This is a genomic window from bacterium (genome assembly GCA_021372515.1).
GTDB lineage: Bacteria > Gemmatimonadota > Glassbacteria > GWA2-58-10 > GWA2-58-10 > JAJFUG01.
Genome location: JAJFUG010000205.1, coordinates 1 through 1,653, shown reverse-complemented (window position 1 = coordinate 1,653; position 1,653 = coordinate 1). Strand labels below are relative to the sequence as shown.

General features: G+C 66.2%; 2 protein-coding genes. Both read left to right on the top strand.

What is annotated here, in order from left to right:
• Positions 1 to 524, top strand: a 524-nt coding sequence (locus LLH00_18495; GenBank protein ID MCE5273272.1) for a class II D-tagatose-bisphosphate aldolase, non-catalytic subunit, incomplete at its 5' end; no start/stop codon positions are given.
• 104 nt (positions 525 to 628) lie between these two features.
• The coding region (locus LLH00_18490) for a glycoside hydrolase (GenBank protein MCE5273271.1) at positions 629 to 1,653 on the top strand (1,025 nt) is incomplete at its 3' end.

Here is a 1,653-nt window from a genome sequence, read left to right as displayed (position 1 = left end):
ACGAGGCCAGCCGTTACGGCTCGTTCATCAAGGGGCACTACTCGGACAGCGTGGACAACCCGCAGGACTACCCCACCAGCGGCATGGGCGGGGCCAATATCGGGCCGGAGTTCACCGAGTCCGAGTACTGCGCCCTCAAGGACGTGAGCGACAAAGAGGCCGCTCTGGAGGCCGCCGGAAAGCTGCCCTCCGCGAGCGGCGTGCCCCAGGCCCTGGAGAACGCCGTGGTGGCCAGCGGACGCTGGGAGAAATGGCGCCTGCCGGATGAGATGGGCAAGCCGTTCGCCCAGCTCACCGAGGCCCGCCGCGAGTGGCTGGTCCGCACCGGCTGCCGCTACATCTGGACCGACCCCGGCGTGCTGGCCGCGCGTAAGGCGCTCTATGCCAACCTGGCCAAGGCTGGGATCGATGCCGACAGCTACGTGCTGGACAAGATCGTCGCGGTGATGGACAAGTATTTCGACAAGTTCAACCTGCGCGGCACTATCAGCCGGATCGAGAAAGAGCTGGAAGCCGGGCTGTAAGAGATCGATCCTCACTTTGTCCGCCCCTGGAGCGGGGTCAGGCGCAGCCTGGCCCCGCTCTGGCCGTTTCACCCCACCGGAATCGCCCACAGGAGAACGCAACGTTGACAAAGGCCGCCCGCATCAGCCTCAGCCACCCGGCACTGCTCTTTCTCTCCCTGTTCCTGTCCGTGTTTGCACCGGCCGGGGCCTGCTTAGCCGCAACGGATACGGATGCTGCGTTCGCCTGGCCCTCCACGACCCGCCAGTGCCGTCCCTGGACTTACTGGTGGTGGATGGGCAGCGCGGTCAATAAAGAGGATATCACCGGTCAGCTTGAGGCTTTCAGCCGCTGCGGCCTGGGCGGCGTGCACATAATCCCGATCTACGGGGCGGCCGGGTTCGAAAAGCAGTACCTTGACTACCTCAGTCCCGGCTGGATGGCGATGCTCCGTCACACCCTGGCCGAGGCCCGGCGGCTCGACCTGGGGGTGGACATGACCCTGGGCACGGGCTGGCCGTTCGGCGGCGGCTGGGTGGATTCCTCCGCCTCCGCGGCACGGGTGCTGTTTGCCACCTGGAGCCTGGAGGGCGGCCAAAGTCTCAAAGGCAGGGTGATTCCCGAGTCCGGAAGCCCGGGCGCGCCGCTCCAGACCCTGATGGCCTTCTCCCGGACAGGCGACAGGCTTGACCTCACCGGCAGGGTGGACGCCGCGGGCATACTGGACTGGGTCGCGCCGACAGGAGACTGGAAGCTCTACGCCGCGTTCCTCGACCGCCCGGTGATGCAGGTCAAGCGCGCCGCACCGGGCGATGAGGGCAATGTCATCGACTATTTCTCGAGGGCCGCCCTGGAGCGCTACCTCACCCGCTTCGACAGCGCTTTCGCCGACGTTCCCCGCGACTCGACTGTGCGCGCCTTCTATCACGACTCCTACGAGAACGAGAGCGCCGACTGGACCCCCGTCCTGTTCGAGCAATTCTCCGAACGGCGCGGCTATGACCTCCGTCGTCACCTTCCCGAGCTCTTGGGAGAGGGCGCTGACCGGGAAACTGTCGCACGGGTGCGTTTCGATTACCGTCAGACTGTCGCCGACCTGATCCTGGATGGATTCACCCGTCCCTGGGTGGCCTGGTCCCATGCCCACGG